Origin of the sequence: Rhodococcus marinonascens NBRC 14363, from assembly GCF_001894885.1 — a bacterium.
In the GTDB taxonomy this organism is placed as follows: domain Bacteria; phylum Actinomycetota; class Actinomycetes; order Mycobacteriales; family Mycobacteriaceae; genus Rhodococcus_F; species Rhodococcus_F marinonascens.
Map to the genome: position 1 here is coordinate 38,993 of NZ_BCXB01000009.1, position 26,796 is coordinate 65,788.

Below are 26,796 nucleotides of genomic sequence, written 5' to 3' on the forward strand. Positions count from 1 at the left end.
AGTCATCGCAAGTCTCCTTCTTCTGCGCGCACAGCCCATTCCGCGAAGCGCTCACTCTCGTTGCGCTGCTTCACGAACTGCCGGACCACGCGGTCGATGTAGTCGCCGAGCTCGTCGGTGGTCACCTTGTGCTGGCGCAACTTCCGGCCGAAACCGCTGTCGAGGCCGAGGCTGCCGCCGAGGTGGACCTGAAAGCCCTCCACCTGGTTGCCTTCACCGTCGTCGACGAGCTGTCCTTTGAATCCGATGTCGGCGATCTGCGAACGCGCGCACGAGTTGGGGCAGCCGTTGATGTTGATAGTCACCGGCACGTCGAGCTGAGCATTGATGTCGTCGAGGCGCCGATCGAGCTCGGGTACCAGGGCCTGTGAGCGTTTCCTCGTCTCGGCGAACGACAGCTTGCAGAACTCGATGCCCGAGCAGGCCATCAGATTCTTGCGCCAGTGCGACGGGCGGGCGGGCAGGCCGATCTCGTCGAGATCGGCGATCAGTCGCTCGAGCTTGTCGTCGGCGACGTCGAGAATGATCAGCTTCTGGTACGGCGTGAACCGGATCTTGTCGCTGCCCGCGCGCTCGGCGGCGTCGGCGACCTTCGTCAAGATCGCCCCGGACACGCGGCCCGCGATGGGGGCGACGCCGACCGCATTGAGACCGTTTCGGGTCTTCTGTACTCCGATGTGGTCGATCGGGCGGATGGGCTTCTCAGGGGCGGGGCCGTCGAGAAGCCTGCGCTTCAGGTATTCCGTCTCGAGTACCTCACGGAACTTTTCGATGCCCCAGTCCTTGATGAGGAATTTAAGCCGGGCCTTGGAACGCAGCCGACGGTAGCCGTAGTCGCGGAAAATCGAGACGACGGCCTCCCATACGTCGGGCACCTCGTCGAGCGGAACCCAGACACCGACGCGCTGCGCCAACATCGGGTTGGTGGACAGGCCGCCGCCGACCCACAGATCAAGGCCGGGACCGTGCTCGGGGTGGTTGACCCCCACAAACGCGATGTCGTTGATCTCGTGCACTACGTCCTGCTGGCCCGAGATTGCGGTCTTGAACTTGCGCGGCAGGTTGGAGTATTCGGGCCTGCCGATGTAGCGGCGGACGATCTCGTCGATCGCGGGGGTCGGGTCGAGCACTTCGTCGAACGACTGGCCGGCCAGCGGCGAGCCGAGCACGACACGGGGGCAGTCGCCGCACGCCTCGGTGGTCTTCAGGCCGACGCCCTCGAGGCGCTTCCAGATCTCGGGGACGTTCTCGACCTCGATCCAGTGGTATTGGACGTTCTCGCGGTCCGACAGGTCGGCGGTGTCTCGTGCGAACTCGGTTGAAATCCCGGCGAGCGTGCGCAGCTGCTCGACGTTCAGTGCGCCGGCATCGCAGCGCACCCTCATCATGAAGTACCTGGCCTCGAGGAGGTCGATATTCTCGTCACCGGTGAAGGTGCCGTCGTAGCCCTGCTCACGCTGGGTGTAGAGGCCCCACCAGCGCATGCGGCCGCGCAGGTCACCCTTGTCGATGCTGTCGAAGCCCTGCTTCGAGTAGATGTTCTCGATGCGGGCCCGGACGTTGAGCGGGTTGTCGTCCTTCTTGGCCTGCTCGTTGGCATTGAGCGGCTCGCGATAGCCGAGAGCCCACTGGCCCTCGGCGCGTCGTCGGGCCGGTTTCGCCGTGCGCGTGCGCACGGGGGCTGCCTCGACGGCAGCTGGGGAGGCGTCGGAGGTCGACGTCATAAAAAACGCTCCTGATTCTCACGTGCACCGGCCGAGCCGAGGACGAGGGTCGACCTCGCTCAGCGCATTCGAATCCGGCCGGAAGTCGAGAAGAATGAACGGGCTGACGGGCTGGCTATCGCCCGATACAGGGCAGACAGCTGCCGCCGCAGACGCGCTTGAGATCGACGTGGCGCCGCGCCACAAGTCGCACTCCGGGTCCGATCATGCGGTCCATTGTGCCACGTCAAATCGCTGATGCAGATTTCGGCATCGAAGTCCTGCATTTCTGTGGGAAATATCGCAAGGATGCGACTGCGACGCTCGGGTGGGACAAGCCGTTCCCGGCGCCTGGAAGACTGGCCGGGTGAGCGGAGCCAGCACTACCAATGACAGTCGGCAGGAGTCGGCGGAGTTCATGCTTCCCGAACGGGCGTTGGCGGGGGTTCGGAACCGGCCGTTCGGGATCTACGTGCACGTGCCCTTCTGTGCCACGCGTTGCGGGTATTGCGATTTCAACACCTATACGGCCGGCGAGTTGGGCACGTCGGCATCGCCGCAGTCGTGGATGGAGGGGCTTCGCCGCGAACTCGATGCGGCGGCGGAGATGACGGGTGCTCCGACCGTCGACACGGTATTCGTCGGAGGCGGGACGCCATCCCTGCTCGGGGGCGACGGACTGGCAGACGTCCTCGGCGCGATCCGTTCGAGTTTCGGGGTCGCGAGCGGCGCCGAGGTGACCACGGAGTCGAACCCGGAGTCCACGTCGCCGGAGTTCTTCGATCGCCTGCGGACCGGCGGATTCACGCGGATCTCGCTGGGGATGCAATCGGCGGCGCAGCACGTCCTGAAAGTGCTCGACCGCACCCACACGCCAGGTCGCGCGGTGTCTGCGGCGCTGGAGGCGCGGGCGGCGGGATTCGAGCACGTCAACCTCGATCTCATCTACGGGACACCCGGCGAACGGGACGAGGACTTGGACGCGTCGCTGGATGCGGTGCTGTCGGCCGGGGTGGACCACGTCTCCGCGTACGCGCTGATCGTCGAGGACGGCACGGCGCTGGCCAGGAAGGTGCGCCGAGGCGAACTGCCCGCGCCCGACGACGACGTCCTCGCCTCGCGGTACGAGCGCATCGATGCACGGCTGGCAGAGGCGGGTCTGACCTGGTACGAGGTGTCGAACTGGGCGCGGAGCAATGGTGCCGGGGCGAGCGAAGCGACGGGGGATTGGCGCGGGGCGAGCGAAGCGACGGGGGATTGGCGCGGGGCGAGCGAAGCGACGGGGGATTGGCGCGGGGCGAGCGAAGCGAGGGGGGAGTCTCGTTGCAGGCACAACCTGGGGTACTGGGACGGTGGGAACTGGTGGGGTGCCGGGCCTGGCGCGCACAGTCACGTCGGCGGGGTGCGCTGGTGGAACGTCAAGCATCCGGCGCGCTATGCGGAACAGTTGGCGGCCGGCCGACTGCCGGTCGGGGGAAGCGAGCAGCTGACCGTCGAGGACCTCCACGTCGAGCGCGTGATGCTGACTGCCCGGCTGCGGACGGGACTGCCGGTTGCGGAACTGGATGCCGGAGAGCAGCGCGCGGCCGAGGAAGTTGCGGCCGACGGACTGCTGGTGCGCGAACACGACCACTTTGTGCTGACCGGCCGAGGACGACTCCTGGCCGACGCCGTGATCCGAACCGTGCTGAGGTAGTGGCCTCAGCCGGTGATGATGCCGGGCATCTCGTCGAAGTCGAAGACTCGCGCGTGCAGCACGACGCGGTTGCGCAGGGCCGAACGCACAGCCCTGTGAAGCCCGTCCTCGAGGTAGACGACCCCGTGCCACTGCACGGCGTGCGGGAACAGGTCGCCGTAGAAAGTCGAGTCTTCGGATAGCAGTCGGTCGAGTTCGAGAACCTTGGTGGTGGTCACGATCTCGTCGAGGCGCAATTGCCGAGGGGGGATCTTGGACCAGTCGCGTAGCGACAGCCCGTGGTCCGGGTACGGTTTGCCGTCCATGACACCTTTGAAGATCATCGCCTGTCATCCCGGGTCGTTGCCGCGCTTGCCCATTTCCGGTCCCCACAGTAAGGGTAGGGCGGGAAATGAGGGTGCGCCGATTAGACTGGACCAAGACGAGATGCGCGTGCGCACGCACGTAGCTCAGGGGATGTGACGGTCGATTCGAATGTGAGTTCGGTGAGACGGCCGATCGTAGTGATCGAGAACTGGAGGTGAATGGCGATGTCGAGTACGGACGACAGGCGATTCGAGATTCTCCGCGCGATCGTCGCCGACTACGTCTCCACCCAGGAGCCGGTGGGATCGAAAGCGCTGGTGGAGCGGCACAACCTGGGTGTCTCCAGTGCCACCGTGCGCAACGATATGGCGGCCCTCGAGAGCGAGGGCTATATTGCCCAGCCGCACACGAGTTCGGGCCGTGTCCCGACCGACAAGGGCTATCGGCAGTTCGTCGACCGCATCGCCGACGTGAAGCCGTTGTCGAACGCCGAGCGCCGCGCGATTCTCGATTTCCTGGAGTCCGGTGTCGATCTGGACGACGTTCTCAGGCGTGGTGTTCGCCTCCTCGCGCAACTCACACGCCAGGTCGCGGTTGTGCAATATCCCACACTGTCTGCCTCTTCCGTGCGCCACCTCGAGGTGGTGGCGCTGACCCCCGCTCGTCTGCTGCTGGTGCTTATCACCGACTCGGGCCGGGTGGATCAGCGCATCGTCGACCACGGTGACGTGCTCGACGACGAGGACATGTCGCGGCTGCGCGGCCTGCTCGGTGGCGCGTTGGATGGTAAACGGTTGGCGGCGGCGTCGATCGCGGTCTCGGAATTGGCCAACGAGGCCCCAGACGGTCTGCGTGACGCCGTGATCCGGTCAGCCACCGTCCTGGTGGAGACCCTCGTCGAACACCCCGAGGAGAGGCTGGTTCTCGGCGGCACGTCGAACCTGACCCGCAATGCCGCAGACTTCACGGGAATCAGCGGATTCCCGGGGTCGTTGCGTGCGGTGCTCGAGGCGCTCGAGGAGCAGGTAGTGGTCCTCAAACTGCTGGCTGCCACCCAGGACGCCAGCACCGTCACAGTGCGGATCGGTGAGGAAACGCAGGCAGAGCAGATGCGTGGTACGTCCGTCATCTCCACCGGCTACGGTGCGGCAGGCACTGTGCTCGGCGGAATGGGTGTGCTCGGACCCACGCGTATGGACTATCCGGGAACAATCGCGTCGGTCGCTGCTGTTGCGAGATACATCGGCCAGGTGCTCGCCGAGCGCTGACGGCCGCCTCGGCACAAGCCGTGCCGGCCAGACGACCAGTGGTGAGATTACGACCAGTGGTGAGATAACGAAGTAGAGAAGGACGAGAGACTCAACGTGGCACGGGATTACTACGCAACGCTCGGCGTCGACAAGAAGGCGACCGATCAGGAACTCAAGCGGGCGTACCGCAAACTTGCGCGGGAACTGCATCCCGACGTGAACCCGGATGAGGCGGCGCAGGCCCGGTTCCGGGAAATCTCGACGGCCTACGAGGTGCTGTCGGACCCCGAGAAGCGCCGTGTCGTCGACCTCGGCGGCGACCCGTTGTCCTCGGGCGGCGGCGGCGGCGGGGGCGGTTTCGGTGCCGGTTTCGGGGGTGGCGGCGGCCTTGGCGACGTGTTCGAGGCGTTCTTCGGGGGCGGGGGCGGTGCCGGGCGCGGTCCGCGCGGCCGGGTGCAGCCAGGTGCCGACGCGCTCCTTCGCACCAAGCTGACGTTGGCGGAGTGCGCGACCGGAGTGAGCAAGCACGTCACTGTCGAGACCGCGATCCTGTGTGACACCTGCACGGGTTCGGGTACCAACGACGATTCGAAGCCGGTGCGGTGTGAGACGTGTGGTGGCGCGGGCGAGGTCCAGTCGGTGCAGCGGTCGTTCCTCGGTCAGGTCATGACTTCGCGGCCCTGCCCGACCTGCCGCGGTGCGGGCGAGACCATCCCGGACCCGTGCCACAAATGCAACGGTGACGGACGGGTGCGCGCCCGCCGGGACATCACAGTGAAGGTGCCCGCCGGTGTCGCTGGTGGGATGCGGATCCGGCTTGCCGCGCAAGGTGAGGTGGGTCCCGGTGGCGGCCCCGCCGGAGACCTGTACGTCGAGGTGATCGAGCAGGCGCATGAGGTATTCGTCCGCGACGGCGAAGACCTGCACTGCACGATCCGGGTCCCGATGATCGACGCCGCACTCGGCACTACGGTCACGATCGAGACGGTCATCGACGGCCCCAAGGAGATCAACATCGAGCCCGGGACTCAGCCGGGAGCGGTCACAATCTTGCGCGGGCACGGCATGCCGAAGTTGCGGACCGGAATACGCGGCGATGTGCACGCACATCTGGAGGTCGTGGTTCCTTCGCGGCTCGACCACCGGGAGACGAAGCTCCTGAGCGAATTCAAGGACCTGCGTGACCGCGAGTTTGCTGAGGTTGTGTCGACCCAGTCACAGCACAGCGGTGGACTGTTTTCGCGTCTGCGTGAAGCCTTCAGCGGTCGCTGACCGTGGCGGCGACGGTCTTCTTCCTGGACCCGTTACCTGAAGTCGGGCACACCGCCGTCCTGGACGGTTCCGAGGGCAGGCACGCGGCGACCGTGCGCCGGATCGGTGTCGGGGAGCGGATCGTGCTGGCCGACGGCCGCGGAGGTCTCGCGGACACGGAGGTGACGGCTGCGGCGAAGGATCGGTTGGAGTTGTCCGTTCACGTACGACGTCAGATCTCTCTGCCGTCGCCGATCGTTACTGTGGTGCAAGCACTTCCGAAGGCAGACCGATCCGAACTCGCAGTCGAACTGGCCACCGAGGCGGGTGCCGACGCGATCGTGCCGTGGCAGTCGTCTCGGTGTGTGGCGCGATGGGACGGCCCGAAGGTCGCCAAGGGGGTCGCGCGGTGGCGTGGCGCCGCCCTGGCGGCCGCCAAGCAGTCCAGGCGTGCGATCGTGCCCGACGTGTCGGAACCGCTGCGGACCGCTGGGGTGTTGGCCCTCGTGCGTGAGGTGATCGGCCGCGGCGGAGTCGTCGCTGTGCTGCACGAGTCTGCGGCGCTGGGCCTGGCCGAACTCTCGTTACGCTCGGCGGCTGAAATCGTGTTGGTCGTCGGCCCCGAAGGCGGCGTCTCCGACGAGGAGATCGACTCATTGACGGAGGCGGGCGCGGTGTCGGTGTTGCTCGGACCGCACGTCCTGCGAACATCCACCGCAGCAGCGGTGGCGTTGGGTGCGCTCGGTGTGCTTACCGACCGTTGGGGCGCGGCGCCGCTCGCCTGACCACACCGGTGCTGCGCGGAGCTGATCTACCCCGATAGCCTGGTCCTTCGTGGACCGCATTCAAATCGCTTACGGACCCGAACCGCAGCAGTTCGGGCACCTCTACGTGCCGGACCAGCCGGTGTCTGCTCCGGTACCGGTGGTGATGGTCGTGCACGGCGGGTTCTGGAGCGGCGACTACCACCTCAACCTCGGCACGAGCTTCGCGGTCGATCTGGCGCGACACGGACTCGCGGTGTGGAACATCGAATACCGCCGGCTCGGCGCGGGCGGGGCGTGGCCGGAGATGTCGGCGGACGTCGTCAGCGCGCTCGAGGCGATCGCGGGACCGGTGGCCGAGCGGTCCCCGATTCCGTTCGACCTCAACCGGATCCGAGTTGTGGGCCACTCGGCAGGCGGGCAGCTCGCGGTGTGGCTTGCGGGCGAGCCGGACTTGCGGGTCCGGCCAGAACTGGTGGTGTCTCAGGCCGGCGCGCTGGATCTCGCGTCAGCGGCGGAGCGGGGCCGCCGGATCAGATACATCGAGGACCTCCTCGGCATGCCTTACCAGGAGAATCCCGACGTGTACCGGTCGGCGTCGCCGCACCACCGGATACCGGTGGGAGTTCCGGTGGTATGTGTACACGGCGCCGAGGATGTCCAGGTTCCGGCGAAGGTCAGTGTCCGGTACAGCAAGGCTGCGGCCGAAGCCGGAGACCCGGTCGATCTGCACATCGTCGAGGGCGAGGACCACTACGCCTTCCTCAATCCCGGCACGGAGTGCTGGACGATCTCGCGGACGGCGCTGTTGTCCGGCGCCGACCAGTTCTGACCGATACTCGACGGTATTGATAGTCAGCGCGATGCCGCTGCGTGGGGCAAGCTCACGCTGCTCGATCAGACAAGCGCCGGCGCGGTCTGGGATTCGGGTCGGGGGTGTGCGCTCCCGCGTTTCGCGATGCCCGGGGTTCCCGCCGCATCGGGCCGTTGACCGGGTTTTAAGCCAGCGACCAATCGGGTGGGACCACGGGTGTCCCGGCGCTAGACTTTGAACATCACGACATCCGTCGCGAATCCTCGGGAACCGGAAAGTAGGCCATATTCCACACGTGAGCGAACAACACCAGGCCGGCGAGGCGTTCGGCGCAACGCGCCCGGCGGAACGCACAGTGCGTTCGAGTATCGACCTTCCTCCCGACACCGTCCCGCCTCTGCTGGGTTCCTCCGACGGGAATTTGCGCACCTTGGAACGGGTCCTGGACGCCGACATCCACGTTCGAGGCAACACGGTCACGCTGACGGGGAAACCGGGTGACGTGGCGCTCGCCGAGCGTGTCATCGCCGAACTCGGCGCCATCGTTGGTCGCGGTCAGCCGCTGGGTTCCGACGCTGTCCGTCGCACGGTAGGCATGCTCACGCAGGGCTCGAGCGAATCGCCCGCCGAGATCTTGACCCTCGACATCCTGTCGAGGCGTGGCAAGACGATCCGGCCGAAGACTCTCAACCAGAAGAGGTACGTCGACGCGATCGACGCGCACACGATCGTGTTCGGCATCGGGCCCGCGGGCACGGGCAAGACCTACTTGGCCATGGCGAAAGCGGTGCAGGCGCTGCAGACCAAACAGGTGTCGCGGATCATCCTCACCCGCCCGGCGGTCGAGGCGGGTGAGCGGCTCGGATTCCTGCCCGGCACGCTGCACGAGAAGATCGATCCGTATCTGCGGCCGCTGCACGACGCGCTCCACGACATGATGGACCCCGAGGCCATTCCGAAGCTGATGCAGTCGGGAGTCATCGAGGTGGCGCCGCTTGCCTACATGCGTGGTCGCACGCTCAACGACGCGTTCATCATCCTCGACGAGGCGCAGAACACCACCGCGGAGCAGATGAAGATGTTCCTCACCCGCCTGGGATTCGGGTCGAAGGTCGTCGTCACCGGCGATGTCACCCAGGTGGACCTTCCCGGCGGCTCCCGGTCGGGGCTCCGCGCTGCCACCGAGATCCTCGGGGACGTCGACGACATCTACTTCACCGAACTCAACAGCAGCGACGTGATCCGGCACCGCTTGGTGTCCGACATCGTCGACGCGTACGAGCGTTTCGAAGCGGACCGGGATGAGAAGGTCGAGTTCGGAAACCGCGCGCAACGTAGAGCTGCGCACGCGCGTTCTCCACGACGGTAGGGTGAGTGCCGCCGGAACCAGGAGGAAGCGACACACATGAGCATCGAAGTCTCGAACGAATCGGGCATGGACGTCTCCGAAGAGGAGCTGATCAGCGTTGCCCGCTTCGTGATTGCGAGGATGGACTTGCACCCCGCGGCCGAGTTGTCGATGGTCCTGGTGGACTCAGCCACCATGGCTGACCTCCATATGCGGTGGATGGATCTACCTGGCCCCACTGACGTGATGTCGTTCCCGATGGACGAACTCGAGCCTGGCGGTCGCCCGGACTCGCCGGAGCCGGGACCGTTGATGCTGGGCGACATCGTGCTGTGCCCGTCCTTCGCGTCGGATCAGGCCGACCAGGCCGGTCACCCGCTGGCGCGTGAACTCGCTCTGCTCACCGTGCACGGCGTGCTCCATCTCCTCGGCTACGACCATGCCGAACCGGCAGAGGAGAAGGAGATGTTCGGGCTGCAGAACCAGTTGCTCGACGACTGGTACGAGGATTTACGCAGAGCCGAGATCGACGCCGAACTTGCTGCCCGGGATCAGAAGTTGCTCGGCAAGGCCGGATTCTTCGATTCACCGGATCGGTAACTCCACGTGAAGGGTTTTTTGTGAGTAGCGCCATCGCGCTGATCGTTCTCGCGATCGTCTTAGTCCCTCTCGGCGGTATCTTCGCCGCCGCCGATTCCGCTCTCAACACGATCTCGTCCGCGCGCATCGAAGAGATGGTGAAGGAAGACCGACCGGGCGCGACCCGGGTGCTCCGTATCCTGTCGGATCGTCCCCGCTACGTGAATCTCATGGTGCTGCTGCGCATCCTGTGTGAGATCACGGCGACGGTGGTGCTCGTCGGTGGACTGATCGATCTCCTCGAACCTGCCTGGGCGCTCACGATCACCGCGATCATCATGGTGCTCGTCGACTACGTGGTGATCGGGGTCGGCCCCCGCACACTCGGACGTCAGCACGCCTACTCGATCTCGCTGATCGCGTCGGTTCCCCTCCAGTTCATCGGGACCCTGCTGGGTCCGATCAGTCGCCTCCTCATCCTGATCGGTAACGCGATCACACCGGGTAAGGGATTTCGCAACGGACCCTTCGCATCCGAGATCGAACTGCGCGAACTCGTCGACATGGCGCAGGAGCGCGGTGTGGTAGCCGCCGAGGAACGACGGATGATCCAGTCGGTGTTCGAACTGGGCGATACGCCGGCCCGCGAGGTGATGGTGCCCCGCACCGAGATGGTGTGGATCGAGAGCGACAAGAGCGCCGGACAGGCGACGTCGCTGGCCGTCCGCAGCGGGCACTCGCGGATTCCGGTGATCGGTGAGAATGTCGACGACGTCCTCGGGGTCGTGTATCTCAAGGACCTCGTGCAGCAGACCTATCATTCACGCGACGGGGGACGCGGTGTCCGCGTCCACGACGTGATGCGCCCCGCCGTCTTCGTGCCGGACTTCAAGCCCCTCGACAGCTTGCTCGCCGAGATGCAACGCGACCGCAACCACATGGCCGTTCTTGTGGACGAGTACGGCGGAGTCGCCGGATTGGTCACGATCGAGGATGTCATCGAGGAAATCGTCGGTGAGATAGCGGACGAGTACGACCAGGACGAGACACCGCCGATCGAGGACCTCGGAGACGGCATGTTCCGGGTGTCTGCGCGACTGCCCATCGAGGACCTCGGCGAACTGTTCGGCATCGAACTCCTGAACGACGAAGTCGAAACCGTCGGCGGGCTGATCGGATACCAACTCGGCAGGGTTCCGCTCCCGGGATCCGAGGTTGTGTCGCAGGGATTGATCCTGCGCGGCGAGGGTTCACCCGATGTGCGCGGGCGAGTTCGGGTCACCACGGTCTTCGTGCAACGCATCCCGGTAGACGAGGACGAAGACGACGCCGTTCGGGAGAGTGACGATGACTGAACTGAGCGCCGAGGATGCCAAGCTGGTCGTACTTGCACGAGGAGCATTCGGCCGCACCGGAAGTGGTCAAGGGGCTGCCATCCGAGATCTCGACGGGCGCACCTACTCCGCGGGCGCGGTCGCGCTGAAGTTGCTGTCGCTGACCGCACTGCAGGCCACCATTTCGGCGGCGGTTTCGAGTGGTGCCGAGGGCTTCGAGGCGGCCGTCGTGATCGGAGCGAGCACGGACGACCCGGGTATCGCCGCATTACACGAAGTCAGTGCGCAGGCAGTCGTCGTCTTCGCGCAAGCCGATGGATCCGTGATCGAGGAGTGACATGAGTAGATCCGAATTCCGTTCAGGATTCGTCTGTTTCGTCGGACGGCCGAACACGGGCAAATCCACGCTGACCAATGCGCTGGTGGGCAGCAAGATCGCGATCACGTCTTCGCGTCCGCAGACCACGCGGCACACCATCCGCGGCATCGTGCACCGCGACCACGCGCAGCTGATCCTCGTCGACACCCCTGGCCTGCACCGCCCTCGAACGCTCCTGGGGCAGCGACTCAATGACCTCGTGCAAGACACCTACTCCGAGGTCGACGTGATCTGCCTGTGCATTCCGGCGGACGAGAAGATCGGCCCCGGCGACCGGTGGATCGTGCGGCAGGTGCGTCAGATCGCGCCGAAAACGACGATCATCGGCATCGTGACGAAGATCGACAAGGTCAGCAAGGACGCGGTAGGGCAGCAACTGCTGGCCGTGTCCCAGCTTCTCGGGCCCGAGGCCGACGTCGTGCCGGTGTCCGCCACGTCGGGTGAACAGGTGGAGGTCCTGGTCGACGTTCTCGCGTCGAAGATGGAGGAGGGCCCGGCGTTCTACCCTGACGGCGAACTCACCGACGAACCCGAGGAAACGCTGATGGCCGAACTCATTCGTGAGGCCGCACTCGAAGGTCTCGGCGACGAGTTGCCGCACTCCCTCGCGGTGGTCATAGAGGAGATCATCCCTCGCGAAGGCCGCACCGAGAAGCAGGGCGAGCTGCTCGACGTCCACGCCCTGCTCTATGTCGAGCGCCCGTCGCAGAAGGGCATCGTGATCGGCAAGGGTGGTGCCCGCCTGCGTGAGGTCGGAACGAAGGCACGCCTGCAGATCGAGAAACTGCTCGGCGCCAAGATCTTTCTCGAACTACACGTCAAGGTTGCCAAGGACTGGCAGCGAGACCCGAAACAGCTTGGTCGCCTGGGTTTTTAGTGGGTTCACGCCCGGATGGAGGCACTGAGCAGTAGTAGCACCGACGCCGAGATGTCGTGATCGCCGCCGCTTCCGGTAGCGAGTCTCCTCAGTTGCAGGCCGGTGATGGTGGCGACGATCGTCGGAGCGATCGCGGCGGCATCGGGGACACCCAGGGTGTTGAGTATTGTCACCGCCAGCTCGTCGTATGCGGTGAAACACTCGGCCGCGGCCTCCCGCAGTTCGTGGTCGCGTCCGGCCTGGATATACAGCTCGAACGGCGCGATCCGTTCGGCGGAGAACGTCAGATCCTTCGCAACTTTCTCTGTCAGCGCGGCGGCGTCTTCGAGGCTCAGGCCCTTGTCTCGGTACCCATCCGCCAGGTCTGAGAGGCGTTGTGTCTCTTCGACCACGAACCCCGACAGAGCGGCGCGAAGCAGGTCCGTCTGGGTGGGGAAGTGGTAGGTGATCGATCCGAGTGAGACCCCGGCCGTCGCAGCGATCCGACGATTGGTGACGCCTGGAATGCCCTCTGTGCCGACGATGTGGAGCGCCGCTGCGAGGACGCGGTCACGAACGTCTGTCGACGCCACCGTCACCACCACTGCTCGGGGCGTACCTGATCCCACCGGAGCACCGACTCGAGTTGTGCGGCGACCGAAACCAGCAGTGGTTCGGCGCCCTCGTGGCCCATCAGCTGGGCGCCGATCGGAAGGTTGTCGGACGTGAACCCGGCCGGCACATTCACGCTCGGCCAGCCCAGGACGTTCCACGGCCACGCGTAGGGGCAGGTCGCGGTGATGAGCTTGTCCGTGTCCCACGCACTGATGCCGTCCATTGCATCGACGCGAGGCGGGGGAGTCGCGGTCGTCGGGGCCAGGACCACGTCGTACTTGTCGAAGATCGCGCCCACGCGCCGATGCATCCGACGCTCGGCCGCACGAGCCCCGCGGAGGGGCAGCCCGTGCAGCTTCCGACCGGTGCGCGCGTTGGACTTCGTGCGGGAGTCGACGAGAGAAGGATCCGGGAGTTTCCGCATCCAGTCATCGACGCCCGCCAGCGATCTCGGCAAGAAGCCCAGGCCGAAAGCGATTCCGTAGTCCGGGTCGTCCACCACGACGCGGTGCCCGAGCCCCCGCAGGGCGTCGGCGATCCGGTAGACGCCTCGGCGAACCTCCGGGTGCAGGCTCGTGGGAACCGGGGTGAACGGACTGCGCAGGGACAGTGCGATGCGCAGCGAGCCGGGGTCGCGGCCCACCGCGTCGCTGACGGAGACCGGGGCGGGTGTGTGCAGGTCACCCTGGTGTGGTCCCGATGCGACGTCGAGAAGCAGTGCCGCGTCCGCGACCGTCCGTGCAAGCGGTCCGTTGACAGTGAGGCCGTGGAAGGCTTCGGCGGCGGGCCAGGTGGAAATGCGTCCCCGCTGGGGTTTGATCCCGACCAGGTTGGTCCACGCGGCGGGAATCCGGACGGAACCGGCGCCGTCGGATCCGATCGCAGCAGACACCACACCGGCGGAGACGGCCGCTGCGGCGCCACCGGAGGATCCCCCCGGTGTGTGGTCGCCGTTCCAGGGGTTGCGGGTCCAGCCGAAGGCGGCTCCGCCGGTGAACGGCCACTGCCCCAGTTCGGGGCTGTTGGTCTTACCCACGATCACGGCGCCGGCGGCGCGCAGTCGGCGCACGACCTCGGCGTCTCGCGCTGCGGGCGGGAAGTCTCCGGGGCATCCGAACGCGGTCGGTTCGCCCGCCACGTCGACGTCGTCCTTCACGGCGATAGGTACACCGAGCAACGGCAGACGTTCACCGGCCGCGAGGCGACGGTCCGCCTCGGCGGCCTCGGCCAATGCCTTGCCCCGGCGGACCAGTTTGAACGCGTTGAGCGTCGGCTGGCTCGCCTCGATGCGGTCGAGGGCGGCGCGAGTGGCCTCGACGGAGGTGGCGGCGCCGGATGCGAGCGCCTTCACCTGCTCGGCGAGTCCCGGCGCCAATTCCCGGCCTTCGCCGCGCTGCTGTTCACTACCCAGTTGTTCCGTGCTCATTTCGCCCTCCCGCGTCACTGTTCGTTCGAACGAACAGTATCAGGTCAGATGCCGTTGGACTGTGTTTCCGATCACTTCTGCGGCGCCGCGAGCTCGAGACTCGGGCAACCGCGCGTATCCGCAGACCAGACCTCTTGGCCCCTTCTCGGTGGTGCGGTAATTGGCGAGGCTGGGGACGCGCACGCCGCGTGCCTGCAGTTCGAGAGCGAGAGTGGCATCGTCGACCGAACCGGGCAGTGTGAGGGCGACGTGTAGACCGGCCTCGATACCGGCGAGCCCGATGACGTCCGTGTCGATCGTGGGCAGTTGCTGCTGCAGCGCGGTGACGAAGGCTGTCCTACGCGCAGAGTAGGTGCGGGAGGCGCGGGCGATGTGCTGTGAGAGCGCACCCGAGTCGATGAAGTGCGACAGCGCGAGGGTGGTGACGGAGCAGCAGGCTTCACCGGTTGCGCGCAGAGCCTGGACGAGGCGGGGGTGGAGCGCGGGAGGTGCGATCACCCACGCCACCCGGATCGAGGGGGTGAGGATCTTCGACGCGGTTCCGACGTATGCCACGCATTCACGCCCGCGGTCGATGCTGCGCAGGGCCGGCAACGCCGACACGTCGTAGCGGAACTCGCCGTCGTAGTCGTCCTCGATGAGGAGTGTCCCGGAAGTGGTTGCGTGGGCGACGAGTTGGGCTCTGCGGCTTACCGGCATCCGTGCACCCATCGGATACTGATGGGCCGGGGTGCAGTAGGCCGCGACGTCTGTGGCGCACAGCAGTCCGCGATCGAAGCCGTCCCCGTCCACGGAAACGCAGCGAGCTCGCACGCCCGAATCTTCGAGGACCCTACGCGCGCGGCTGTAGCCGGGTTCTTCGAACGCGACGTCCCGGCCGCCGAATCCCGCCGCGGCGACGAGGGTGCGGAGCGCGGAGTCGACCCCGGGGACGATCACCAGTTCGTCGGCGTGCGCCGAGATACCCCGGGTGCGGCGCAGATGCTCCGCGAGGGAACGCCGCAACTCCGGGTGCGCGTCGGGGCCGGGGACGTCGGAGGTCACGGCGGCGGTGGCGGCGAGCCGCCACGCCCTGCGCCAGTCGGTGGTGGAGATAAGGGAGGGATCGGGGTGGCCTGGGGTGAGATCCCACGACGCATCAGGCTTCTCGGAGGCGGCAGGTGACGCCGGCTGCGACGACGGGGTGATCGCGTGCGAGGAGACGTGGGCACGGGCTGCGACGTCAGCACCCGGTGCGATCCGTGTGCCGGAGCCGGCGCGGGCATTGGCGTATCCGGATGAGCACAGTTCGTCGTACGCGTCGACCACCGAGGCACGGGCGACCGCCAGGTGTTCGGCCAGTGCGCGCGTGGACGGAAGGGGATCGCCGGGCTGGAGGCGACCCATGCGGATCTCGTCGACGATCGACTCCGCGATGCGGTGCCGAAGCGGTGCGCCGGTGTCCGGCAGCCGCAATGTCAGGTGCAGTTCAGGGCTGATCCGGGGCATGGACCCGACAATACTGGTCTGCAGATAATCGCGATTGTGGATCTGGAACCTGATCCACACTGGGGCGAGGATCATCTGGTGGACAAGATCATGAGATATCCGGACCGTGCCCGAACCGAACGAGCGCAGCTCGATGCAGTCCTGGATGCCGCACCGATGGGCACTCTCGCCACCGTCGTCGACGGCATGCCGTGGGCCGTGCCTATGCTCTACGCCCGTGACGGCGACAGAATTCTGCTACACGGGTCTACCGGGGCCGGTGCGCTGCGGCAGGTGGCAGCGGGCGCGCCGGCGGTGCTGTGCGTCGCGATGCTCGACGGAATCGTCGTCGCGGACACCCTGTTCGACTCGTCCGCCAACTATCGATCCGCCGTGGTGCAGGGTAACCTCGTCACGCTGGAAGAGGACGACTCTGCCGACGCGTTGAGCGCGCTGTCGGACGTTCTGATCCCCGGCCGCAGCGTGGAGGTCCGGGGGCACAGGCGCAAGGAACTCGCCGCGACGCTGACCCTCGCCCTTCCGATCTCGCCGGGTCAGTGGACGGTCAAGGTGCGCGACGCGCCACCGGGCGAACCCACCGAACCCGGCAACGCCTGGGCCGGAGTTGTTCCCATGCGGTCGGTCGCCGGTGCGCCCGTCCCCGCACCGTGGGTGGCGAGCGGCACACCGGTGCCCACGTCCGTGTCACGACTGGTGGAGACCGCGCATCGAACGTCAAAGGTAATCGCAGACCCGTAAGCTGTTCCAGCCAAAGGTATCCCGGATATCGTGCACCGTGCCGTGAAACTGGGTGTGATTCACGCAATGAGTGCGAACGCTTCTCGCTTGGAGGGAGGGCCTGATGAGGTGCTGATCTAAGATCAGCGACGTTGGCTTCGCGAGGGAGAGCGGGTTGTCAATGCTGGGGCATATCACGTGGTTGATGTCGGTGTCGTGTTGTTCACGGTGAGGGCGGGGTAGCTGATGACCACAGCCGACCTGTCGAAAGACGTCACACGGCCACCGCTTCATCCGAGCAACCCGTACGCAGTGATCTCGCTTGCCGCGGCCCTTCTGGGCCTGTTTCCTGTGGCGATCGTGTTCGCCGCCCTCGCGTTCGCGCGCCCTGGTGGCCGAGGCATCGCAATCGCTGGGTTGGTCCTCGGGATAGTCGAAGCGCTCGCCACCGCTGCGATCGTGTATTCAGCGAGCACCGAGTTCACCGTCTCCGGGACTGCCACGGCATCGAAGAACTTTTCGATGCCGGCAGACGTGCCCACCATCATCTCGCCCCCACCAACAACCGCGGCACCGACCACTACCGTTGACGAGATCACCACCCTCGACGAGTCCGAAGTCACAGAGGTCCCAGAACCTGCGCCGGCGGTCAACGGGAACTGTGATCCCTCAGTCAACAACCATGCGACTGCTCAGGACGGGACGTTCCTCAAGTGCACATTCGCTGGATCCTCCCGGGCTCACTGGGTTCGATCATCGAATACCGCCCGAGAAACCCCCGGATTTATCCGTGGGGAGGAAAGGGCGGCGGGGCATTGCGTTCGTTCTCGATATAACGGCAATCCTCAATCATGTTGTGGTATATACGTTTTGAGTGATTGAAACAGTGCGCTACAACTACCGGCTGCGCCCCGGCGCGCAAGCCGGGCGCGCACTGCTCACCGAGTGGCATCGCTGCCGGTTCCTGTGGAATGAGGCCGTCCACCAGCAGAAGTCCGGGAGCCGCCCGGACCTCAAGAAGCTGGGAAAGCTCCTCACCGAGGCCCGCAGGAGTAGTCAATGGTTGCGAAACGGGTCTCAGAACGTCCAGCAACAGATGCTGCGTACCTACATGCAAGCCCTCGCGCACTCCTTCAAGGTGAAAGGCCGCGGGCGACCGAAGGTCAAGGCCCGGAAGAAGACGTTGCCGTCGCTCGAGTACACCACCCGAGGCTTCTCCATTCGTGACAGCCGGTTGGTGCTGCCGAAAGGTGTCACCATCCCCGTCGTGTGGTCCCGTAGCCTGCCATCCGAACCAGCCTCCGTCCGGGTATTCCAAGATTTGCTCGGGCATTGGTACGCCTCGTTCGTGGTGCAGCGTGACACCGAACCCGCCCCCGACACTGATGGTGTGGTCGGTGTCGACTGGGGTGTCACCACCACCGCCACCGCCACCGACGAAGCCCACGACCTGCCCTATTTGGGGCACCGGCAACGGTGCGCCGCCGAACTCGCCAAAGCGCAACGCCGCATGTCCCGACGCCGCAGCGGCAAGCGCGGACCCCAATCCAACGGATATCAGCGGGCGAAACGGGACGCCGCGAGGCTGCACAAAAAAGCCGCACGCCAAACCCAGCACGACTCCCGCGTGTGGGCGAAACAGATGGTCGATGGCCACCAGTTGCTCGCGGTCGAAGACTTCAAACCGAAGTTCCTGGCGAAGTCCACCATGGCACGCAAAGCCGCTGATTCCGCGATCGGTGCAGCGAAACGAGAACTGATCGACCGTGGTCTGCGGGCTGGCCGGAAGGTGGTGTTGGTCAAGCCCGCGTACACGACGATGACGTGTTCGAGTTGCTTCGCGAGAGCCAAGCAGCAACTCGAACTCGACGAACGAACCTTCCTGTGCCACTGCTGCGGATACACCGACAGTCGGGACAGGAACGCCGCCAAGACGATCTTGGCTGTGGCAGAACGAGGTCACACCAGCGTTGACGATGTAAGACATGTGCATCCCTCCTCCGGGTCGGGTGTATGTGCGGTCTGAGTTGGAAATCCCCCGGCTCCATGCCGTGGGGAACCGTTAAAGGAACGGCGTCGGATGGTGACTCGTGCGATCCATCAGTGACCGGTATCGCCGTCTCACCCGAAGGACAGGACCTTTTCTGTGTATCGAACTTTCGGACCGGTGGCGGAACCTGGACACCAGGCCCATAGCCCTGTCGGGAAATGGCGCGGCGCGAAACTCTTGCGGTATCCCGTCGCCGCGACGTGAAAGACTGAACGGGTGAGGTTGTATCGAGACAATGCGGTTGTGCTGCGCCAGCACAAGCTGGGTGAGGCCGACCGTATCGTCACGCTCCTCACCCGTCAGCAGGGTCTGGTGCGGGGGGTGGCCAAGGGGGTGCGTCGCACGCGCTCCAAGTTCGGGGCCCGGCTCGAGCCGTTCGCGCACATCGACGTGCAGCTATATCCCGGCCGCAACCTCGACGTCGTCACCCAGGTCGAGACGATCGACGCGTTCGCGACCGACATCGTCGACGACTACTCTCGGTACACCACGGCGTGCGCGATCCTCGAGACCGCCGAGCGGCTTGCCGGTGAGGAACGGGCACCGGCCCCGCAATTGCACCGGCTCACGGTCGGGGCTCTGCGTGCCGTCGCTGAACATCACCGCCCGTGTGAGCTGATCCTTGACGCCTTCCTGCTGCGGGCTATGGGTTTTGCCGGATGGGCTCCCGCACTGGAGGACTGTGCGCGCTGCAGTGCGCCCGGCCCGCACCGGGCGTTCCACGTGGCTGCAGGGGGTGCGGTGTGCGTTCATTGCAGGCCCCCGGGTGCCGCCACCCCGTCGTCGGGTGTCCTCGATCTGATGCATGCCCTGCTCCGTGGCGACTGGGCGGTCACTGAGAGCGTTCCCGAGTCTCTGCGCGGTCAGGCCAGCGGTCTCGTCGCGGCACATCTGCAGTGGCACCTGGAACGGCAACTGCGCACCCTTCCGCTGATCGAACGCGCACGACCGCATGCGGCGGTAGGTGCGGAGGATTCGGTCAGGCAGGATGGGGACCGTGATTCGACGACGCGAACCGCAAGCTCCGCATAGCTCCGCGGCCGAGCATCAGATCCGGCCGCCCGACCCACACCCGTCGGGTGCCCGACCGCCCGGACTGCAGACCGAACTCGTGCCTCGGCACATCGCGCTGGTGATGGACGGTAACGGCCGCTGGGCTCAGGATCGGGGGCTGCCGCGCACCGCCGGTCACGAACGCGGTGAGGCCGTGTTGATGGACACCGTCTGCGGTTGCATCGAGATGGGCGTCGGGTGGTTGTCGGCCTACGCGTTCTCCACGGAGAACTGGAAGCGCAGTCCGGAGGAGGTGCGCTTCCTGATGGGATTCAACCGGGACGTGATCCGCCGTCGACGCGACGAGATGCACGAGATGGGCGTGCGCGTGCGCTGGGCGGGGCGCCGTCCGAGGTTGTGGCGCAGTGTCATCAAGGAACTCGAGATCGCCGAGGAGTTGACGAAGCACAATACGGTGATGAACTTGACCATGTGCGTCAACTACGGCGGCCGTGCGGAGATCGCGGATGCCGCCAAGGAGATTGGCCGCCGGGTAGCGGCGGGGCAACTCGATCCGGAGAAGATCACAGAGGCGACACTCGCCAGGCATCTCGACGAGCCCGATATGCCGGACGTCGACCTGTTCCTCCGGCCCTCCGGTGAGCAGCGCACGTCCAACTTTCTGATCTGGCAGTCGGCTTACGCCGAGATGGTGTACCAGGCGAAGCTGTTCCCTGACTTCGACCGGCGCGACCTGTGGGCGGCGTGCGTCGAATATGCTTCCCGCGACCGTAGATTCGGTGGAGTCAAATGATGGTTCACGGGAGCGCAGCCACATGACCATCGACGGAGCGCCCGCGCTACTCGACCGCGCAGCGAACGCCCTCGGGCATTTCACGACCGTCGATCGGGGAGACGGCGGCTCACTGAGCTTCGAGTATGCGGGCGCATTGTGCTCTATCAGTGCGATGACCCTGACCGAGGGACTCGACGTGCTGTCGATGACGTGTGTGCTTGCCTGGGATCGTCCGGTGAGCCCCTCATTGCACAAGAAGGCCGCCGAGCGCAACAGTGCGCTTCAGTTCGGTTCGATCGCGGTATTCGGACACGGCCGGTTCGCCGATGTCATCCTCCGCTACACGTTCCCGGCTGGCGGCCTGGCAGAGGAGGCGTTGACCACGATGCTGCTCCTGGTGCTGAGCGGAGCCGACACGTCCCGGCAGGGTCTGCTGCCCTGAACCTCGGGCGAATCGTCCCCGCAAGCCCGAGACCACGTTGTTTGACCCCGAAGGGGGCGAATGTACCTTTGGGCGCAACCGAAGCGTCGAACGGTACATTCGCCCGGCGACTCCCGCCCTGACCGACGCGCAAAGAAGGAGGTAGCGGGACGCCTGCTTGGGCCTGGGATCCTGCTTCTACGCTGAGTGACAGTCGCGACAGAGGCCGAAGATTTCGACGGTGTGGCTGACATCGGAGAAATCATTGGCCTCGGCGACGGACTGCGACCACTGCTCGACGGTCGGTCCTTCGACCTCGACGGTGTAACCGCAAGCGCGGCAGACGAGGTGATGGTGGTGCCCTGTCGAGCACCGGCGGTACACGGATTCGCCGGTGTCGATCCGCAGGACGTCGACGGTTCCGGCATCAGCGAGCGTCTGAAGGGTGCGGTAGACGGTGGTCAACCCGATGCCCTCGCCCCGTTTGCGGAGTTCGTCGTGCAGTTCCTGTGCGGACCGGAACTCGTCGAGGTCGTCGAGAAGCGCGGAGATCGCGCTGCGCTGCTTGGTTGCGCGCACGCCGACGACTGGCTTGACCGGGCCGGTTCCCTGGCTCAAACGGTTCATCCTTCCTCGGCGTGTGCGACGGCGTCTACGACAATGTGGGCGAGGTGGTCGTCCACCAGTCGGTAAAGGACCTCGCGGCCGCTGCGCTCACCTCGGACGACGCCCGCTGCCTTGAGTACCCGAAGATGCTGACTGATCAGCGGCTGGGTAACTCCGAGTGCGCCCACGAGTTCGTGGACGCACCGTTCCGATTCGCGGAGTTGAAGGACTATCGCGATTCGGACGGGTGCGGCGAGCGCGCGCAGGATGTCACCGGCCGCTATCAGCGTCTCTCTTGGCGGTGTCTCCCTCGGCGGCACCGGAGTCGGCGCGGCTGCGTCGAATGGATCCCCGGTATCGGTAACGCTCACGGGATCTCCTTCGGCGCGGCGGATAATGGTCGAGCGTGGCTACGAGGCGGTCGGCCTCGGTGGATCCCAAAATCTTATTGCAAAGCGATTCCATTTTGATATGCACGAATGCGCATGTCAACCGGGTGGGTGGACCCCCAGAATCGGGAAGATAGGCTGGGCTTCGAAAAGCGCACGTGAATCTACGCATCTATTACCCAGATGGAGAGCACCCGAGTGGCACCGAAGTCCAAAGTCGAAACCGTCGTCAATCTCGCCAAGCGTCGTGGCCTGGTCTACCCGTGCGGTGAGATCTACGGAGGCACGAAGTCGGCCTGGGACTACGGCCCCTTGGGTGTCGAACTCAAGGAGAACATCAAGAAGCAGTGGTGGCGGAACATGGTCACCAGCCGTGACGACGTCGTCGGTCTCGACTCGTCGGTGATCCTGCCGCGCGAGGTGTGGGTGGCATCCGGGCATGTCGGTGTGTTCAATGACCCTCTGGTCGAGTGCCTCAACTGTCACAAGCGTCACCGTCAGGACCACTTGCAGGAGGCGTACGCGGAGAAGAAGGGCAAGGACAACCCCGACGACGTCGCCATGGACGTCCTGGCTTGCCCCGATTGCGGCACGGTCGGCCGGTGGACCGAGCCCCGCGACTTCAACATGATGCTCAAGACGTATCTTGGCCCGGTCGAGAGCGAAGAGGGCATGCACTTCCTCCGCCCGGAGACCGCGCAGGGCATCTTCGTGAACTTCGCGAACGTGCTCACCACGTCGCGTAAGAAGCCGCCGTTCGGTATCGGTCAGATCGGCAAGAGCTTCCGCAACGAGATCACGCCCGGCAACTTCATTTTCCGCACCCGCGAGTTCGAGCAGATGGAGATGGAGTTCTTCGTCAAGCCCGGCGACGACGAAGAATGGCACCAGTACTGGATCGACTATCGCATGGACTGGTACACGGGACTGGGCATCAACAAGGACAACCTGCGCCTTTACGAGCACGCGAAAGACAAGCTGTCGCACTACTCCAAACGCACAGTGGACATCGAGTACCGCTTCCATTTCCAGGGCGGGGAGTGGGGTGAACTCGAGGGTGTGGCCAACCGCACCGACTTCGACCTGGCAACGCACTCGAAGCACTCGGGTACCGAACTGAACTACTACGATCAGGCCACCGGCGAGCGGTACACGCCGTACGTCATCGAGCCGGCAGCGGGACTCACCCGTTCGCTGATGGCGTTCCTCGTCGATGCCTATACCGAGGACGAGGCGCCGAACGCGAAGGGGGGCGTCGACAAGCGCACCGTCCTGCGCCTGGACCGTCGTCTCGCTCCTGTGAAGGCCGCCGTGCTGCCCTTGTCACGGAATGCCGACCTGACGCCGAAGGCCAAGGACCTCGCCGCGACGCTCCGTCAGCACTGGAACGTCGAGTTCGACGACGCCGGTGCGATCGGTCGCCGCTACCGCCGCCAGGACGAGATCGGCACACCGTTCTGCATCACCGTGGACTTCGACACCCTCGAGGATCACGCCGTGACGGTGCGTGAGCGTGACTCGATGGCCCAGGAGCGAGTAGCCCTCGACCAGGTCGAGGGCTACCTAGCGCAGCGCCTGATCGGTTCCTGACCCCTGAGCGTGGTTGACGGGTCTCTGGACCCGTCAACCACGTACAGGCGGCGTGCCGCTATGGGGCTAGTTGTTTTGCGAACAACGTTCGGGCTCGTGCACAGTCGCATTCATCGATCTGGTGCGGCGGCAGGAAATATTCCAGCTGCCAGGTCTGAGTGTTCCGCGCCTGACGACTGGTCGGTGCCACCCACGGGGGATAGACGCGAATCGCGCGCTTGCCGCCCACACCGTCGCGCGAGACGACACCGCGCCGGACGAGTGTGTCGACGGGAAACACGAACTGCCCGAACTGCTCGTGGTCTCGAACACTGATGACGAAGAGTTTCACGTTGTCGGACGTGTCGAACGGGCGAATCGGTCCAGCCTCCCCGCGCTGCCAGAGTGTGACGAACTGGCCCACCTTGGTGGGAGTGGTCTTCGCCACTCGAAATCTCGTCGCGAGGCCGTTGATCGACAACGCATACGCCCCGTATGCCGCGCTTTCCGGTTCACGCATCGGTGTGGTGCAAGCGAGCTCGTGTGGGCCGTAGATCAGCGACTTCGCTGCGAGCAGGTCGGGATGAAGTGACAGGTCGGTCATGATGGAGTCAGAAGCGTCCGCCCCCGCTGATCCGACCGGAACTGCTCGGTCCCCCGAAGGACCGCGGACCGCCGCCGAAGCCGCCGCGCGAGCCTCGGCGGCCCCGGTTGCCGCCCCCGCTGAACCCGCCGCGCAGAACGCTGTCGATCAGGATGCCGCCGAGGATCGCGCCGGCGGCATTGCCGCCCCCGCCTCCGGGTCCGGGGCGCTGGCTCGATTCCCAGCGGCCGACGTCGTTGTGAGCCAGTCGCAGCGCGTCGGCGGCCAGCGTGGATGCGGCTTGCGCCTCCTGTAGTGCACGGGAGGCGTCGGCGGCACGCAACTGCTGGGCACTCGCCAGGTGACGCTGAGCCTCCGTCAGGCGGGTTCGGGCCTCCGCGCCTACCACTCCACGGCGCGTGCCGATGAAGTCCGAGGCTGCCGTCACCTGCGACTGGGCAGCCACGAGGTCCCGGTCGAGGTGCTGCTGAGCGCGCTCGGCCTGCTGACGGGATTCCTGAGCCTCGGCGAGGACGGCATCGAGATGCGCGTCGGCCTTGACGATCTGGGTGAAGCTACCGAGTGGGTCGGTGTCCTTGGCGGTCCGCGCCGACGCCAGCGCAGCTTCTGCAGCAGTCCGGGCCTCGGCGAGTTTGCCACCGCCCTGCTCGGTGAACTGGGCGGCGGTGGCGATTCCGGCCTCCACGTCGGTCATCGCCGCAGGCAATGTGGCAATGGCGTGGCGAATGTCTTCGGCGGCGTGGTCGACCGCGTCGAGGAGATTTCTTGCCTGCTCGAGCGCGCCCTCGGCGCCGCGAATCGCGGAGACCGCCGGCCCCTGCTTGCCGGGAGGCAGAGCGATCGCTTCTCGGCCCTCGGCCACGGCCTGCTCCACGAAGCCGAGTCGCTCCTGCGTCATCGTCACGTTGTGGGCGATGGAAGCAATTGCTGTGGAGGGGAATTCGGTCTGCAGAGTGGCGAGCGTCTGCGTGGATTCGGGTATCCGCACGGTCAACGCGACCATGTGCCGGGTGAGTGCGTCGAGCCGGTCGGGGGCGTTGATCAGCAGATCCCGGAGACCGTCGAACTCCTCGACCCGTTCGTTGAGTTCGCGGTCCGCGCGGCCGCACGAGGTGATGATGTCGACGAGCATCTCCCGTTGTTGCTGCAGAGTCTCGGGAATAGCGTCGTCGAGTCGCTGACGGACGGTGAACGCCGCCGCGAGCGCGGACCGCGCCTTCTCGAATGCCGCTGTGAACGACGCAATGGACTGCTCGCCGAATTCGCCGCGGGCCAAGTCGAGTTCCTCCTGGCTCGAGCGCAGCGCGTTGTCGGTCTCGACCAGGATCTCCTTGGCGCGTTCGTCCAGTGTGGGCAACGGGAGTGCGAAGAGAGCGGCCGTGTCCTCGGGGTCGATGTTGCGTGCGGCTTCGATGCCGGCGAGGGATCGGTCGTGTTTCTTCTTGCGTGAGTACAGGACGACTCCGCCCGCACCCACAATCACTACGCCGCCGCCGATCAATAGCGTTCGCACAGACATCCCGTCGCTGGGGGTCATGGCGTCGCCGAGCCCTTCTGCGGCGGCGATCGCACTGCCAGCCCAGTCCTCAGCTCGCAGAGCGGGTTCCACCGCATTCACCCGAATGGATTCGGCCTCCGAGGTGGTGATCCCCTGCCCGTCCGGGACGTCGAGCGCGTACTCGCGGTCGACGGTCGCGACGGCGAGCAGGCCGTCGCGGTCGCCTAAGGCGGATTGTTGCGCGGTCTGATCGGCCCACTGCTCGGCTCCGAGTCCGCTGAAGTCGGAGACGTACACCACCCACAACCGCACCCTGTGCTCGTCGTAGAGTCGGTCGATCGCGGACTGGACGTCGCTCTGTTCGGTCGCGTCGAGGGCGCCAACTTCGTCCGTGATCTGACCAGGCAGCCGGAGCGGTGTCTCTGCCCAGGAGATCGCAGGCCCGAAGAGGATCGTCACGAGCGCGAGGAGGGCGCCGAGGGCGGCGACGCGGTGAGCCTCAAGAGTCTGCAGTCGCGGGCGGGAAGAAGGTGTCTGCTCCGGAGGCGGTGCGAGTGGCATGCTGCAAATCTATCGGGTGTGGCGAGTCTTCACCGGGGCGGAGTGGTGATAGCTGGCAGAATCGGGAGGGTGAATTCTGCACCCAGCCGTGAGCACCACGACTACCCTCGCCGTTCTGCGGGTACGGGGTCTGGTAGTGCGGGTTCTGGGGGCGCATTGGCCCGGTGGACCCGAAGGGTGATCGCCGGCTCAATTCTGATCCCGGCGGTGCTGGTTCTGGGCACCGCGGTACGGGTGTGGCAGGTGGCACGGATCGACGACCGATCGGCCGCCGATGCGATCGTCGTGCTCGGCGCCGCGCAATACTCGGGAACCCCGTCCTCGGTATTCGAGGCTCGACTCGAGCAGGCATACAAGCTCTATGAAGGCGGAGTGGCCCCCGAGATCATCACCGTTGGCGGCAAGCAGGAGGGCGACGAGTATACCGAGGCAGCGTCCGGGAAGAACTATCTGATCTCGCGCGGGGTGCCAGCCGACAGCATCACCGCCGTCGAGGAAGGGTCCGACACCTTGCTCAGCATCGAAGCGGTCAGTGACGCGATGCATGATCAGGGCATCAATTCGGTGGTTCTCGTCAGCGACCCCTGGCATTCGCTGCGGACCCGGACGATGGCAAGCGACGCCGGACTCGAGGCATGGACGGCGCCCACCCGACAAGGGCCCGCGGTGTTCACTCGCGAATCTCAGTTCCACGGAATCGCTCGGGAGACAGGGGCTTTGATCTGGTATCAGCTCACCCACTTCTCGGCTGACTTCCCTTACACGGCGGGACAGTAACTTCTC

27 protein-coding genes are annotated in these 26,796 nt (G+C 65.7%); 17 read left to right on the forward strand and 10 right to left on the reverse strand.

Annotated elements, in window-relative coordinates; all coding sequences use genetic code 11:
• Nucleotides 1–2: 2 nt before the first annotated feature.
• The gene (locus RM2_RS08350; RefSeq protein WP_072688372.1) at nucleotides 3–1,724 is read right to left on the reverse strand and encodes a nitrite/sulfite reductase; all 1,722 of its coding nucleotides are present in this window, start codon (nucleotides 1,722–1,724) and stop codon (nucleotides 3–5) included.
• Between the two features lie 397 nt (nucleotides 1,725–2,121).
• On the opposite strand from RM2_RS08350, the gene RM2_RS08360 reads away from it, so the two are divergent.
• Nucleotides 2,122–3,399 carry a coproporphyrinogen-III oxidase family protein gene (locus RM2_RS08360; protein WP_218017216.1) on the forward strand — a complete coding sequence of 426 codons (1,278 nt, stop codon included), beginning with the start codon at nucleotides 2,122–2,124 and terminating at the stop codon, nucleotides 3,397–3,399.
• A gap of 5 nt (nucleotides 3,400–3,404) precedes the next feature.
• On the opposite strand, the gene RM2_RS08365 is transcribed toward RM2_RS08360, so the two are convergent.
• On the reverse strand, nucleotides 3,405–3,722 hold the full coding sequence (locus RM2_RS08365; protein WP_072688374.1) for a type II toxin-antitoxin system VapB family antitoxin: 318 nt from the start codon (nucleotides 3,720–3,722) through the stop codon (nucleotides 3,405–3,407).
• Between the two features lie 207 nt (nucleotides 3,723–3,929).
• Between RM2_RS08365 and hrcA the strand changes: the two genes are divergently transcribed.
• The 9 genes from hrcA to era all read left to right on the forward strand — a co-directional run bounded on the left by hrcA (nucleotide 3,930) and on the right by era (nucleotide 12,301).
• Nucleotides 3,930–4,973 carry a heat-inducible transcriptional repressor HrcA gene (gene hrcA, locus RM2_RS08370; protein WP_072688491.1) on the forward strand — a complete coding sequence of 348 codons (1,044 nt, stop codon included), beginning with the start codon at nucleotides 3,930–3,932 and terminating at the stop codon, nucleotides 4,971–4,973.
• A gap of 96 nt (nucleotides 4,974–5,069) precedes the next feature.
• Nucleotides 5,070–6,227 carry a molecular chaperone DnaJ gene (gene dnaJ, locus RM2_RS08375; RefSeq protein ID WP_072688375.1) on the forward strand — a complete coding sequence of 386 codons (1,158 nt, stop codon included), beginning with the start codon at nucleotides 5,070–5,072 and terminating at the stop codon, nucleotides 6,225–6,227.
• 2 nt (nucleotides 6,228–6,229) lie between these two features.
• Nucleotides 6,230–6,991: a 16S rRNA (uracil(1498)-N(3))-methyltransferase gene (locus tag RM2_RS08380; RefSeq protein WP_072688376.1), complete on the forward strand. Its 762-nt coding sequence runs from the start codon at nucleotides 6,230–6,232 to the stop codon at nucleotides 6,989–6,991.
• Nucleotides 6,992–7,040: 49 nt separating this feature from the next.
• Nucleotides 7,041–7,802, forward strand: coding sequence for an alpha/beta hydrolase family protein (locus tag RM2_RS08385; RefSeq protein ID WP_072688377.1), 762 nt, complete (start codon nucleotides 7,041–7,043; stop codon nucleotides 7,800–7,802).
• Between the two features lie 277 nt (nucleotides 7,803–8,079).
• Nucleotides 8,080–9,153: a PhoH family protein gene (locus RM2_RS08390; RefSeq protein ID WP_072688378.1), complete on the forward strand. Its 1,074-nt coding sequence runs from the start codon at nucleotides 8,080–8,082 to the stop codon at nucleotides 9,151–9,153.
• A gap of 36 nt (nucleotides 9,154–9,189) precedes the next feature.
• A complete protein-coding gene (gene ybeY, locus RM2_RS08395; RefSeq protein ID WP_072688379.1) occupies nucleotides 9,190–9,732 on the forward strand; it encodes an rRNA maturation RNase YbeY in 543 nt (180 codons plus the stop codon).
• 20 nt (nucleotides 9,733–9,752) lie between these two features.
• Entirely contained in the window at nucleotides 9,753–11,066 is a 1,314-nt protein-coding gene (locus RM2_RS08400; protein ID WP_072688380.1) for a hemolysin family protein, read from the forward strand.
• Nucleotides 11,059–11,382 carry a cytidine deaminase-like protein gene (locus RM2_RS08405; protein WP_072688381.1) on the forward strand — a complete coding sequence of 108 codons (324 nt, stop codon included), beginning with the start codon at nucleotides 11,059–11,061 and terminating at the stop codon, nucleotides 11,380–11,382. The genes RM2_RS08400 and RM2_RS08405 overlap by 8 nt, the downstream gene beginning before the upstream one ends.
• Before the next feature lies 1 nt (nucleotide 11,383).
• Nucleotides 11,384–12,301 (forward strand): GTPase Era, encoded by a 918-nt coding sequence (gene era, locus RM2_RS08410; RefSeq protein ID WP_072688382.1) that lies wholly within the window; start codon nucleotides 11,384–11,386, stop codon nucleotides 12,299–12,301.
• 5 nt (nucleotides 12,302–12,306) lie between these two features.
• Here era and RM2_RS08415 read toward each other — a convergent pair whose 3' ends face one another.
• Genes RM2_RS08415 through pdxR form a run of 3 tightly spaced genes read right to left on the reverse strand, consistent with a single transcriptional unit; the run spans nucleotide 12,307 to nucleotide 15,809 of the window.
• Nucleotides 12,307–12,873, reverse strand: coding sequence for a TetR/AcrR family transcriptional regulator (locus RM2_RS08415; protein ID WP_072688492.1), 567 nt, complete (start codon nucleotides 12,871–12,873; stop codon nucleotides 12,307–12,309).
• A 2-nt stretch (nucleotides 12,874–12,875) separates the two neighbouring features.
• Complete coding sequence (locus RM2_RS08420; RefSeq protein WP_072688383.1) at nucleotides 12,876–14,321, reverse strand: amidase; 1,446 nt, start codon at nucleotides 14,319–14,321, stop codon at nucleotides 12,876–12,878.
• Between the two features lie 39 nt (nucleotides 14,322–14,360).
• Nucleotides 14,361–15,809, reverse strand: coding sequence for a MocR-like pyridoxine biosynthesis transcription factor PdxR (gene pdxR / locus RM2_RS08425; RefSeq protein ID WP_072688493.1), 1,449 nt, complete (start codon nucleotides 15,807–15,809; stop codon nucleotides 14,361–14,363).
• Between the two features lie 78 nt (nucleotides 15,810–15,887).
• Here pdxR and RM2_RS08430 point away from each other — a divergent pair, with 78 nt between their 5' ends.
• Nucleotides 15,888–16,547 (forward strand): pyridoxamine 5'-phosphate oxidase family protein, encoded by a 660-nt coding sequence (locus tag RM2_RS08430; protein ID WP_072688384.1) that lies wholly within the window; start codon nucleotides 15,888–15,890, stop codon nucleotides 16,545–16,547.
• A gap of 269 nt (nucleotides 16,548–16,816) precedes the next feature.
• Here RM2_RS08430 and RM2_RS08435 read toward each other — a convergent pair whose 3' ends face one another.
• Nucleotides 16,817–17,149 (reverse strand): hypothetical protein, encoded by a 333-nt coding sequence (locus RM2_RS08435; RefSeq protein WP_139277697.1) that lies wholly within the window; start codon nucleotides 17,147–17,149, stop codon nucleotides 16,817–16,819.
• A gap of 251 nt (nucleotides 17,150–17,400) precedes the next feature.
• Here RM2_RS08435 and RM2_RS08440 point away from each other — a divergent pair, with 251 nt between their 5' ends.
• The 4 genes from RM2_RS08440 (at nucleotide 17,401) to RM2_RS08455 (ending at nucleotide 20,807) form a co-directional block, all read left to right on the forward strand.
• On the forward strand, nucleotides 17,401–18,552 hold the full coding sequence (locus RM2_RS08440) for an RNA-guided endonuclease InsQ/TnpB family protein (protein ID WP_072688386.1): 1,152 nt from the start codon (nucleotides 17,401–17,403) through the stop codon (nucleotides 18,550–18,552).
• 240 nt (nucleotides 18,553–18,792) lie between these two features.
• Nucleotides 18,793–19,608, forward strand: a complete 816-nt coding sequence (gene recO, locus RM2_RS08445; RefSeq protein WP_072688494.1) for a DNA repair protein RecO — start codon at nucleotides 18,793–18,795, stop codon at nucleotides 19,606–19,608.
• Nucleotides 19,574–20,383: an isoprenyl transferase gene (locus tag RM2_RS08450; protein WP_084721688.1), complete on the forward strand. Its 810-nt coding sequence runs from the start codon at nucleotides 19,574–19,576 to the stop codon at nucleotides 20,381–20,383. Before recO ends, RM2_RS08450 begins: the two co-directional genes overlap by 35 nt.
• A 22-nt stretch (nucleotides 20,384–20,405) precedes the next feature.
• A complete protein-coding gene (locus RM2_RS08455) occupies nucleotides 20,406–20,807 on the forward strand; it encodes a hypothetical protein (protein WP_072688388.1) in 402 nt (133 codons plus the stop codon).
• Nucleotides 20,808–20,984: 177 nt separating this feature from the next.
• On the opposite strand, the gene RM2_RS08460 is transcribed toward RM2_RS08455, so the two are convergent.
• Both RM2_RS08460 and RM2_RS08465 read right to left on the reverse strand, forming a co-directional pair.
• Nucleotides 20,985–21,404 (reverse strand): Fur family transcriptional regulator, encoded by a 420-nt coding sequence (locus tag RM2_RS08460; RefSeq protein ID WP_084721701.1) that lies wholly within the window; start codon nucleotides 21,402–21,404, stop codon nucleotides 20,985–20,987.
• A 5-nt stretch (nucleotides 21,405–21,409) separates the two neighbouring features.
• Nucleotides 21,410–21,763: an ArsR/SmtB family transcription factor gene (locus RM2_RS08465; RefSeq protein WP_072688390.1), complete on the reverse strand. Its 354-nt coding sequence runs from the start codon at nucleotides 21,761–21,763 to the stop codon at nucleotides 21,410–21,412.
• A gap of 216 nt (nucleotides 21,764–21,979) precedes the next feature.
• Between RM2_RS08465 and RM2_RS08470 the strand changes: the two genes are divergently transcribed.
• Nucleotides 21,980–23,371, forward strand: coding sequence for a glycine--tRNA ligase (locus RM2_RS08470; protein ID WP_072688495.1), 1,392 nt, complete (start codon nucleotides 21,980–21,982; stop codon nucleotides 23,369–23,371).
• A gap of 58 nt (nucleotides 23,372–23,429) precedes the next feature.
• Here the strand turns inward: RM2_RS08470 and RM2_RS08475 are convergent, their stop codons facing one another.
• The gene (locus RM2_RS08475) at nucleotides 23,430–23,954 is read right to left on the reverse strand and encodes a MepB family protein (protein ID WP_139277698.1); all 525 of its coding nucleotides are present in this window, start codon (nucleotides 23,952–23,954) and stop codon (nucleotides 23,430–23,432) included.
• A gap of 7 nt (nucleotides 23,955–23,961) precedes the next feature.
• Nucleotides 23,962–26,013, reverse strand: coding sequence for a TPM domain-containing protein (locus tag RM2_RS08480; protein WP_072688392.1), 2,052 nt, complete (start codon nucleotides 26,011–26,013; stop codon nucleotides 23,962–23,964).
• Between the two features lie 69 nt (nucleotides 26,014–26,082).
• Here RM2_RS08480 and RM2_RS08485 point away from each other — a divergent pair, with 69 nt between their 5' ends.
• Nucleotides 26,083–26,790, forward strand: coding sequence for a YdcF family protein (locus RM2_RS08485; protein ID WP_072688393.1), 708 nt, complete (start codon nucleotides 26,083–26,085; stop codon nucleotides 26,788–26,790).
• Nucleotides 26,791–26,796: the final 6 nt, after the last annotated feature.

What these genes read in the sequence shown, in the direction of transcription:
- RM2_RS08420 (WP_072688383.1), bottom strand. Translation starts at nt 14,321, where the DNA reads ATGAGCACGGAACAACTGGGTAGTGAACAGCAGCGCGGCGAAGGCCGG.
- RM2_RS08480 (WP_072688392.1), bottom strand. Translation starts at nt 26,013, where the DNA reads ATGCCACTCGCACCGCCTCCGGAGCAGACACCTTCTTCCCGCCCGCGA.
- RM2_RS08360 (WP_218017216.1), top strand. Translation starts at nt 2,122, where the DNA reads ATGCTTCCCGAACGGGCGTTGGCGGGGGTTCGGAACCGGCCGTTCGGG.
- pdxR (WP_072688493.1), bottom strand. Translation starts at nt 15,809, where the DNA reads ATGCCCCGGATCAGCCCTGAACTGCACCTGACATTGCGGCTGCCGGAC.
- era (WP_072688382.1), top strand. Translation starts at nt 11,384, where the DNA reads ATGAGTAGATCCGAATTCCGTTCAGGATTCGTCTGTTTCGTCGGACGG.
- RM2_RS08350 (WP_072688372.1), bottom strand. Translation starts at nt 1,724, where the DNA reads ATGACGTCGACCTCCGACGCCTCCCCAGCTGCCGTCGAGGCAGCCCCC.
- RM2_RS08405 (WP_072688381.1), top strand. Translation starts at nt 11,059, where the DNA reads ATGACTGAACTGAGCGCCGAGGATGCCAAGCTGGTCGTACTTGCACGA.
- ybeY (WP_072688379.1), top strand. Translation starts at nt 9,190, where the DNA reads ATGAGCATCGAAGTCTCGAACGAATCGGGCATGGACGTCTCCGAAGAG.
- RM2_RS08455 (WP_072688388.1), top strand. Translation starts at nt 20,406, where the DNA reads ATGACCATCGACGGAGCGCCCGCGCTACTCGACCGCGCAGCGAACGCC.
- RM2_RS08475 (WP_139277698.1), bottom strand. Translation starts at nt 23,954, where the DNA reads ATGACCGACCTGTCACTTCATCCCGACCTGCTCGCAGCGAAGTCGCTG.
- hrcA (WP_072688491.1), top strand. Translation starts at nt 3,930, where the DNA reads ATGTCGAGTACGGACGACAGGCGATTCGAGATTCTCCGCGCGATCGTC.
- RM2_RS08365 (WP_072688374.1), bottom strand. Translation starts at nt 3,722, where the DNA reads ATGATCTTCAAAGGTGTCATGGACGGCAAACCGTACCCGGACCACGGG.